Origin of the sequence: Mesorhizobium album, assembly GCF_033977205.1 — a bacterium.
Taxonomy (GTDB): Bacteria; Pseudomonadota; Alphaproteobacteria; order Rhizobiales; family Rhizobiaceae; genus Mesorhizobium; species Mesorhizobium album.
This window is the reverse complement of the sequence record NZ_JAVIIW010000089.1, coordinates 1-8,546: the sequence shown is the minus strand read 5'-3', so window position 1 is coordinate 8,546 and position 8,546 is coordinate 1. Positions and strand designations below refer to the sequence as shown.

The following is an 8,546-nucleotide window of genomic DNA, read 5'->3' as shown; positions in this document are numbered from 1 at the left end:
CGTCTCTGAGCTCCACCCCCAGCCCTGTGCAGCTTCACGATCCGACTGCTTCGCAAAACCTGCCAAGCAGCCGATCTCCTCTCGCCCTCTGCTTGACAGGGAACATGAGAGACTAAGGTTAAGGGATAGACGTCTGGAACCGGAATGTGATTCAAGATCGGGATGTTGATTCGACCCGATATTGTGGATCACTGGTACTTGCCGGCTGGGTTTGAACTCGCTGCGCTTGTCGCATCCGGACGGCTCCGCATTCGACCTCTTCGCGGCGCTTCCTGCCCAGACTGAGCAGGAAGGCGAGGTCAGCGTTCGTATCGACGAAGTCACCGGTGAGCGGCTGATCCTGCGACTGGTCATTCGGCGCGAGAGCCCTGAGCAAGCGCAAGCTGAGCAGGAGCGCCTGCTCAAGGCGGCCAAGAAGCGTGGCAAAAAACCCGACCCTCGCAGCCGGGAGGCCGCCAAGTACATCCTGCTGCTGACGTCGCTGCCGTCTAACATCTTCCCGCCTGTCGATGTGCTCGCGCTCTACCGCTTCTGCTGGCAGCTCGAACTCGCCTTCAAGCGTATGAAAAGCCTCACCGGCCTCGATGCATTGGCGGCCAAGAAGCTGGAACTCGCTCGCGCCTGGATCTACGCCAGGCTGATCATATTCCTGATCGCCGAACGCAGCGCCGGGCAAGTCCCGGACTCTTCCCCCTCTGGGCGCCAGCCGAACAGCGGCCAGCCCCTCGCGATGGCGCCTCGTCAAGCTGGCTCTGGCAAGCCGCTCGCCGCCGTCCGAGGTCCATCGCCATGGCAACTCCTTTGCGCCGCACTCACCCGCATCTACCGGCATCTCCGTGAGCCACCTCGCAAGCGAACCAAACAGTCGGACCGGTTGATGATATGCTTAACCTTGCGCACATGACCCTTACCCTCTCCCCGTGAAGACCGGACGATCGCTCTGCAATCGCCGTGGGGAGAGGGGGGCGTCGGCGTCGCGGCTGGCCAAGTTTTGGCTTTGGCCGGATGTGGTGCTGGCCTAGAATAGAGGCTTCAGCGATGTCCGACTTGAAACACAATCGTCATGCAAAACAGGCCGAACTCGTCACTTGGCTGATCGGACCGGCGCGGCGGGATTGTTCCCCCGAAGCGATCGTCGGCGGACTGTCGGAACGGCTGGTCGCGGCCGGGGTTGCGCTCAAACGCGTGCGTATCGGGCAGCGCCTTTCCAATCCGATGATCGGTGTGTGGGGCGTGATCTGGACCCGCGGCGAAGGCGCGGTGCTCTATACGCGGCCGCGCACAACGTTCTCCACGCCGTTCTACTACGGCAGCCCGTTCCAGGTGGTGATCGAGCAGCGCCGGAGTGTGCGGCACTCCCTCGAACACCTCGGGCCCGACGCCCATAGCGTCTATGTCGAGCTCGCCGAGGCGGGGAATACCGACTACCTGGCGCTGCCGATCGAATATGGCGACGGCTCCGTGCAAGGCGGCGCCTTCACGACCGACCGGCCGGGCGGATTCACGGTGGCCGAGATCGCCCTGATCGAGAGCCTGGCGCCGGCAATCTCGGCAGCGCTCGAACCGGCGGCGATGCGCCACTCCATGCAGAGCCTGTTGGAGGTCTATCTCGGCACCGGACCTGCCGGCCGCGTCGTCGTCGGCGCGTTCCGGCGCGGCGCCACCACGAAGATCGACGCGGCGGTAATGGTCACCGACATCAGAGGCTTCACCGGCCTCTCCGAACGGCTGGCACCCGATGCATTGCTGGAGACGATGGGTACGCATTTCGAGATCGTGGTCGACGCCGTGCGCGCCGAGGGCGGCGACGTGCTGAAGTTCATCGGCGACAGTGTGCTGTCGATCTTTCCGACCGAGCAGGACGGACGCGGCGGCGCCTGCGGGCGCGCGGTGCGCGGCATCGAGCGCGCCTTCGACAAGGCGAAGACGACCCTGCCCGACCTGCCGTTCGTCGCGGCGCTGCATATCGGGCCGGTGGTCTACGGCAACATCGGCAGCGTCGACCGGCTCGACTTCACGGTGGTCGGCCCGACCGTCAACTTCGCCAGCCGGCTGGAAGGGATCGCCAAGACGCTCGATCGGCGGGCCGTGTGCTCGGCCGAGGTCGCGCGCTCGATGCCCGCGGATGCGGTGCGCAGCCTGGGCAGGCACGTGCTGAAGGGCTTTGCCGAGACGCAAGAGGTGTTCGAGCTGGTCACGGCTTGAGGCATTGGCGGCCAAGAAGCCGGAACTCGCTCGCGCCTGGATCTACGCCAGGCTGATCATGCCACTTTCCAATTAATTGGGTTCTTCCTCACTTTGTGTGGTTCATCTGCTGTTATCGACGGTGTCGCTATGGGCGGGCATGCGAACGAAATCGAAATGGTCGCCCGGCCCAGGGGTCAAGATACTGGGTGTCGCGCTCACCGGTGATGACGGTTGGGTTGTTTCTGCAGCCGGATCCGCGATCGGCATTTGCCCCGATTGTCGTCGGCGAAGCCGAAGTCGGCATGGCTCGTCCAACCGCAGCCTCCAGGATCTGCCGGTTCAGGGCAAGCCGGTGACAGTGAAGCTCCGGCTGAGCCGCTGGCGATGCACAAATCGGAAATGTGGGCGACAGACGTTCACCGACCGGCTGCCGATGATCGCTGCTCCTTATGCGCGCCGGACGACGAGGGTCATGGACTTTGTCGGCCTGCTTGGCCACAGCACGGGCGGCCGTCCTGGGGAGCGCTTAATGCAACGGCTCGGCATGCCGGTCAGCGACGACACCATCCTACGGCAACTGAAGCGGGATGCTGCGGTTGCGCACCGAAGCAACGCCGAAATTCGGGTGGTTGGCATCGATGACTGGAGTTGGCGGCGGGCGACTATCATGGTTGATCTCGAGCGTCGCTCGGTTGTCGACATTCTGGACGACCGCAGCGTCCAGAGCGCAGCCAGGTGGCTTCGTGATCATCCTTCCGTCGAGGTTGTCAGCCGCGACCGCTGCGGCCTGTATGCGCAGGCCGTTAGTCAAGGAGCACAGCAGGTCGCCGATCGGTTTCATCTGATCCAAAATCTTCGCTCGGCCATCGAAGAACAGATGAGCCTATCCGGTCGCGCCACCGGCAGGGCGATCTTGTCGGAGGACGCAATCGTCGACGCTGCTGCTGCGGCGAGGTGCCAGTCGAAGCGCGAAAGCACATTGCAAAGCGCGAGGCTGATACAAAGCCGCAGGCGAAAGCAATCGAAGGCACACCGCTACCAGCGCTCTTATTCGCGGCAAAATTCGCCGCAAGCCTGTTTTCGATATCGGGCATTCCATGTGGTATCTTCGCGCCGTCGCTCGCCGTTGGCACCTGGTTGGGCCGGCTATTTCGCAGGCGTCGTATAGTCGTCGATGACCGCCTTCGTCACTGTCCTCGAAATGAGCGGCAACCGCGAGAACACTGTCGCCTTGAGGGCGCGGCGCTGCTGCGTGTGACGGCAACACCCCTGGCAGCGTCACTGTTATCTTGGCTGTCGCCCGGCCCGCGAGAACTAAATTCCGATCGAGAAACATGGGGTGAATGGCGTGGAAACTCGCGAATTCCAGAATAGCGCAGCGTTCCTCAAATGGGCGACGCTGGCGGTTTAACTGCAGCGATATGATCGAGTGCCAGTCGGCAAGCAGAGACTTACGGGGATGGTCACGTTGCCGAAACCCATTGGGGCAAGAAAGGCAAAACCGTCGGCTCCAATTTAGGTTTCATGATCAGCATCGCCAGGGGCAACCTTGATCAGCGGTGGGATGAGCGTCTCGTCGAGGACATCGACACGCGAGGGGGCGTAACCCTCGCAATCGATTGGGGTGAGTAAACCGCATTGCTCAAGGCAAGAGGCGCAACCGCTGTCAGACGAATAGCCGAGAGAGGACGAGCGCAACCACATTGGCAAAAACGAGCGTGGGGAAATGGTACTTAAGAATTTTGTCCAGTTTCGCATTCGCAGTGTTCGCCGAATGCAACGCCATTGCGGCTAACTGGTGCGAGGCGAAGGCATCCCTGCGGGCGCGGATGAGTAGCCCGTCGCGCATCTGCTGCGAGACTTCTGTCTTAGGTGGAAGATCGAAGTGACCAAGTTCCCAACCGACCTCGTTGTCGGCCCTCAAGGCTATCAGCTCGGCGGAATCCTTCGCGCCTGTTTGCGCGATTAGCCTGTCTAGCGCCGCACGCTTTCTGCTCAGCGATGTTTCAAATTCGTCGGACATGGCTCCGTTCCAAAAAAGATTGTTGAAGCATTCGCCAGTTCATCGCCTACCTGGGACTCCCTTGCCGTTCTTGCGCTGGCATCCCCGCCGCCTCACTGGTCAGCCATTGCATACCAGACGGCTTGGGGAACCTGTCGAAAAGCGGTCGCTCGTCGATCGGCTCACGACCTGGGTTCCTGTCATGCACTGACCAGAGGCTCCAACCCTTGTACTCTGGATCGTGAAGCCAGAGCTCTACCGCTGCAATCAGAGACGAAGCAGTCCCGGTCGCGAGAAGACCCTCAAAGTCCTGTATATGCATGAAGCCGACGGGGATGAGATCCTCCTCGATAATCTCAGCCCCTTTCGCCTGCCGGATCTCATGCGCAAGCCTAAATATCTCTGCTTGTAGCGTGGAAGACATGTCTGCCCACGTATCCAAGGTCAGCAGAACGCCTTTAATCGCAGGTGAAAATTCAAGGTCGCCGTCCACATGACCGAGCCGCCGATGGGCGATGTGACGCCATATCTGAAAGATGCCATGGGCGAGGTCAGTCAAGCCCTCGGCTTCGGCAGCAGATTCGGCGAATTTTGAGGCATGGGAAGCTCTCTTCGCCTTGCATTCAATCAGCAAAGAAACCGTCCCGCCCGAGAGCAGCGCGAGGTCCGATGATCTATAGTTCATGCCCTTTTTCGGCGCGTATGACTTCTCCCGGATGACGGTGAACTCAGGCAGGAACCCATCGATGAGCATAGCGACGTAATCCTTAAAGCGCTTGCCCATTTGTTCGTTGATGCGGCCGGGTCCGACGATGTCGTAGTATATGCCATTGCTTATCCGCAGAGTAATCAGCGCCGGCAAGGGCGCAATTAGGTGCGTACCACCGGGAAGCACGATGCAGGGACTTAGACGGAGTGCGCTCTTCTTGTAGCCAGTGAGGCCGGCTTCGCCGCGCAACGTCGATGCCGCTCTCTTGGCTTGCAGCAAAGGCAAGGAAAGCTTTTTAAATACGATGTCTCGTTCCTTCTCGCTGATTTTGACCTCGCTCAGGTCGATGCTCATCGACGCGAAAGGATGACCCTGGAGATGAGCTCGCAAAGCGAACCCGCAAAATGCAAATCGTTCGACCGAAATCCCGATATTTTCCTTGAACTGCGCCAGCGCGTCGGGAAAATCGAAAACAAAAAGAGAGCGATAGAGCTGAAAGAAATAATCATATCCACGCTGCCAGGGAAATTGACGCTGCGCCAAGTGGCCGACCAGGTGGAGGATATTCCGGTTTTCAACCAAACGCCGTCTTAGGCGTTCTCTAACTCAACGAGCTTAGAGATCAGCGCGTTGGCAGCGTTGTGATTTTTGACGTTCAACTTTCGCGGGCCGGATTTCAGAGAGGTGGTCAGGTATTCGTTAACAAGAGTCGCGAGGAGCCAGGGCGCAAAGCGAAAACGTTCCTTCGCTTGCTCCATCTCCTGAGGGCTAAAGTCTGGGCCGAACCGGCGCGCGTGGCCGAACTCTCCCTCGTGCAGCGACGCAAGCGACCAAACCAATTGAAGGAACTCGGTCGGATCAGCGATGCTTAGGAGATCGCGCAATTCTTTCCTGAATCGGTCCCGCCTCCGCCTTAAGGCGAACGTCGATAACTTGTCGGGATCATCATTGTCTGGAGCCGCCATCGCGTTCGCAGCATACCCAAATGCAGACTGCCGGAGTTCAAAGTTTCCCAGTTTGTCCACACCTTGCGCTACCGCAGTCTACTCAAACGTCCGCTTTGCGGTCCCGACCTATCTCGTTGAACGACCCTTGTCTGCGCATTCCAGACGTTCACTCCAAGTCCGATGCGCTTTCCGTGTTGGCAATGGATGACCGTCATGGATATGCTTGGCCTGCCGATCTTGGCTGAAACGGCCAGGGGTCAGCACGCGGTCAGGCGCATGCTGGCGGCGGCGCAGTTCAGAGCCAAACGCTGGCGCCACGCGCCGGACCAGGCAGGCTGCGCGTGGGCAAGCGTGTCAAGCGAAGCCAGGGCGGCGCCGGCCCGGAAGGCCGCGTCACCGTCGCTCGGCGCGCCGCCGGCGGCGAGCGCCCAAGCCGGAACAGCGGGCAGCGGGGCGGAGCTGGCGGTCGCGGGATCGAGGCGAATCATGCTTTCGAGGGTAAAGCGGCCGTGCGCTTTGTGCCACGATTTTCGACGTAAAACGCACAGCCTGTCGACGACATAAAACGACTGATAATGTTGCCTTATCAGTTATTTAGTGCCTGTGACCAGCTGGTGCGCAGTCTTCTCGACAGAGCAACTCTTCCAACGCACAGTCAGGCAATCTGTAGGTCATTTTACGATATGAAGAAGTTCCGCCACCTCCGGATCGTCAGGCTGGAGCGGTCTAGATCGGGGAATGGCGGCCATGTCTGGATATTCTTCTCCGAGCCTGTTCCGGCAAGGACCGCCAGGCAGATGGGTTCTGCCCTGATCACCGAGACGATGGAAAAACGCCCCGAGATCGGCTTCACATCCTACGATTGTTTCTTTCCCAATCAGGATACGATACCCGTTGGGGGCTTTGGCAATCTGATTGCACTGCCGTTGCAGAGAAAGGCACGGGAGAGCGGCAACAGCGTATTTGTCGACAAGGATTTGCGACCTTACGACGACCAATGGGCGTATCTGTCGTCCCTGCCCAGATTGTCGGCTGACATGGCCTTCAGGATCGCGGACGAGGCGGAGCTGTCAGGTCGGGTTTTGGGCGTCCGCATGCCGGTGGACGACGAACATGCCGACGAGCCGTGGAAGATGTCGCCGTCGCGCCGCAGTGCGCCACGGCGTATTGAGGCCGCGATACCACACAGCATCAGGATCGTGGTCGCCGATCAGGTTTACATCGACCGGACAGAACTTCCGCCGGCCCTGATTGCGCAGCTTATTCGGCTGGCGGCATTCCAGAACCCGGAGTTTTATCGCGCCCAGGCAATGCGGCTGCCGACATTCGGCAAGCCTCGGGTCGTATCATGTGCCGAGCTATATGCGCAGCACGTTGCTCTACCTCGTGGCTGTCTCGAGGAAGCAATCGATCTCATCAAGAGCCATGGTGCCGTTGCCGATCTGGAAGATTTGCGCGAAATCGGCACGGCACTTCCCGCGGGCGTATCCTTCCAGGGTGAATTGCGACGACCACAGTCGGCGGCTTTCGATGCTCTTGTCGCGCATGAGAACGGCGTGCTCGCCGCAACGACTGCCTTTGGCAAGACGGTCGTCGCGGCGGCGCTCATTGCCCATCGCGGCCGCAACACGCTCATCCTGGTCCATCGACGGGAACTGCTCGACCAGTGGGTGGAACGACTGCGAACCTTTTTGCAGATAGATCCAAAGCAGATCGGCGTTATTGGGGGCGGGAAAAGAAAGCCGACAGGCGTCATCGACGTTGCGCTCATCCAGAGCCTCGTCCGCAAGGGTGAAGTTGCGGACCTTGTCGCCGATTACGGTCATCTGATCGTCGACGAATGTCATCACCTGTCGGCGGCCAGCTTCGAGCTTGTCGCCCGGCGGTCGAAGGCGCGACACGTGGTGGGCCTGTCTGCAACCGTCGCTCGCAAAGACGGACATCATCCGATCATCTTCATGCAATGCGGCCCTGTTCGCCATAGAGTCGATGCACGGGTTCAAGCTGCCGAGCGCGGTATCCGCCACCGCGCGCGTGATCGCTCGACGCAGTTTGAACTCCCGGCATCGCTGGCCTCGGCCGAACGGCCGTCGATGCCTGCGATCTATGCGGCGTTGGCACAGGACAGTGGCCGGAATGATCTGATCTTCGATGATGTGCTGAAATCGCTTGAGGCCAAGCGTTCGCCCATCGTTCTGACCGAGCGGAAAGACCACCTCGATTATCTTCAGAAGAGGTTCTCGCCATTCGTGAGAAATCTCGTGGTGCTGCGCGGCGGCATGTCGGCAAAGGACCGCAGAACAGCTAGCATCGCGTTGAATGTCTCCGACGATCATGAGCGGCTGATATTGGCGACAGGCCGCTACATCGGCGAAGGCTTCGATGATTCCCGGCTCGACACACTGTTCCTGACGATGCCGATCGCCTGGAAGGGAACCCTTGCGCAGTATGTCGGCCGGCTTCATCGTGAGCATGATGGAAAAAGGGATGTTCTGGTGGTGGACTATGTCGATCAGACGGTTCCGGTTCTCGCCCGGATGGCCGCGAAGCGACGGGCGGGCTATCGCGCGTTGGGCTACATGATTGAGTAGCGGCGCCCCGTTGTGGTGTGAGGCGCCGCGATGTCGGTCAGCGTGACCAGATCAGCGCATACTTGCCATCGTCGCCTTCGAAGAGGTTGGCGTAGATGGGTGCGCTGAAG

General features: G+C 60.2%; 9 protein-coding genes and 1 pseudogene. 5 read left to right on the top strand and 5 right to left on the bottom strand.

Translation table 11 applies throughout. The features are described 5' to 3' along the window. Positions 1-211: 211 nt before the first annotated feature. The 4 genes and pseudogenes from RFN28_RS34000 (at position 212) to RFN28_RS35010 (ending at position 3,561) form a co-directional block, all read left to right on the top strand. Positions 212-904, top strand: a complete 693-nt coding sequence (locus tag RFN28_RS34000; protein ID WP_320291503.1) for a transposase — start codon at positions 212-214, stop codon at positions 902-904. Between the two features lie 134 nt (positions 905-1,038). After that, positions 1,039-2,205, top strand: coding sequence for an adenylate/guanylate cyclase domain-containing protein (locus tag RFN28_RS33995; protein WP_320291502.1), 1,167 nt, complete (start codon positions 1,039-1,041; stop codon positions 2,203-2,205). 139 nt (positions 2,206-2,344) lie between these two features. Further along, a pseudogene (locus tag RFN28_RS33990) lies at positions 2,345-3,181 on the top strand (ISL3 family transposase); the annotation flags it as partial. Beyond that, a complete protein-coding gene (locus RFN28_RS35010; RefSeq protein ID WP_430679497.1) occupies positions 3,142-3,561 on the top strand; it encodes a chloride channel protein in 420 nt (139 codons plus the stop codon). The pseudogene RFN28_RS33990 and the gene RFN28_RS35010, both read left to right, overlap by 40 nt. 292 nt (positions 3,562-3,853) lie before the next feature. Here the strand turns inward: RFN28_RS35010 and RFN28_RS33980 are convergent, their stop codons facing one another. The 4 genes from RFN28_RS33980 to RFN28_RS33965 all read right to left on the bottom strand — a co-directional run bounded on the left by RFN28_RS33980 (position 3,854) and on the right by RFN28_RS33965 (position 6,333). Further along, on the bottom strand, positions 3,854-4,210 hold the full coding sequence (locus RFN28_RS33980) for a hypothetical protein (RefSeq protein WP_320291501.1): 357 nt from the start codon (positions 4,208-4,210) through the stop codon (positions 3,854-3,856). A 46-nt stretch (positions 4,211-4,256) separates the two neighbouring features. Next, on the bottom strand, positions 4,257-5,441 hold the full coding sequence (locus RFN28_RS33975) for a hypothetical protein (protein ID WP_320291500.1): 1,185 nt from the start codon (positions 5,439-5,441) through the stop codon (positions 4,257-4,259). A gap of 47 nt (positions 5,442-5,488) precedes the next feature. Further along, positions 5,489-5,782: a hypothetical protein gene (locus RFN28_RS33970; RefSeq protein WP_320291499.1), complete on the bottom strand. Its 294-nt coding sequence runs from the start codon at positions 5,780-5,782 to the stop codon at positions 5,489-5,491. 320 nt (positions 5,783-6,102) lie between these two features. Next, the gene (locus tag RFN28_RS33965; protein WP_320291498.1) at positions 6,103-6,333 is read right to left on the bottom strand and encodes a DUF1403 family protein; all 231 of its coding nucleotides are present in this window, start codon (positions 6,331-6,333) and stop codon (positions 6,103-6,105) included. 195 nt (positions 6,334-6,528) lie between these two features. Between RFN28_RS33965 and RFN28_RS33960 the strand changes: the two genes are divergently transcribed. Next, positions 6,529-8,436, top strand: a complete 1,908-nt coding sequence (locus RFN28_RS33960; protein WP_320291497.1) for a TOTE conflict system archaeo-eukaryotic primase domain-containing protein — start codon at positions 6,529-6,531, stop codon at positions 8,434-8,436. A gap of 37 nt (positions 8,437-8,473) precedes the next feature. Here the strand turns inward: RFN28_RS33960 and RFN28_RS34800 are convergent. Then, positions 8,474-8,546, bottom strand: a 73-nt coding sequence (locus RFN28_RS34800; protein WP_347349866.1) for a DUF736 family protein, incomplete at its 5' end; no start/stop codon positions are given.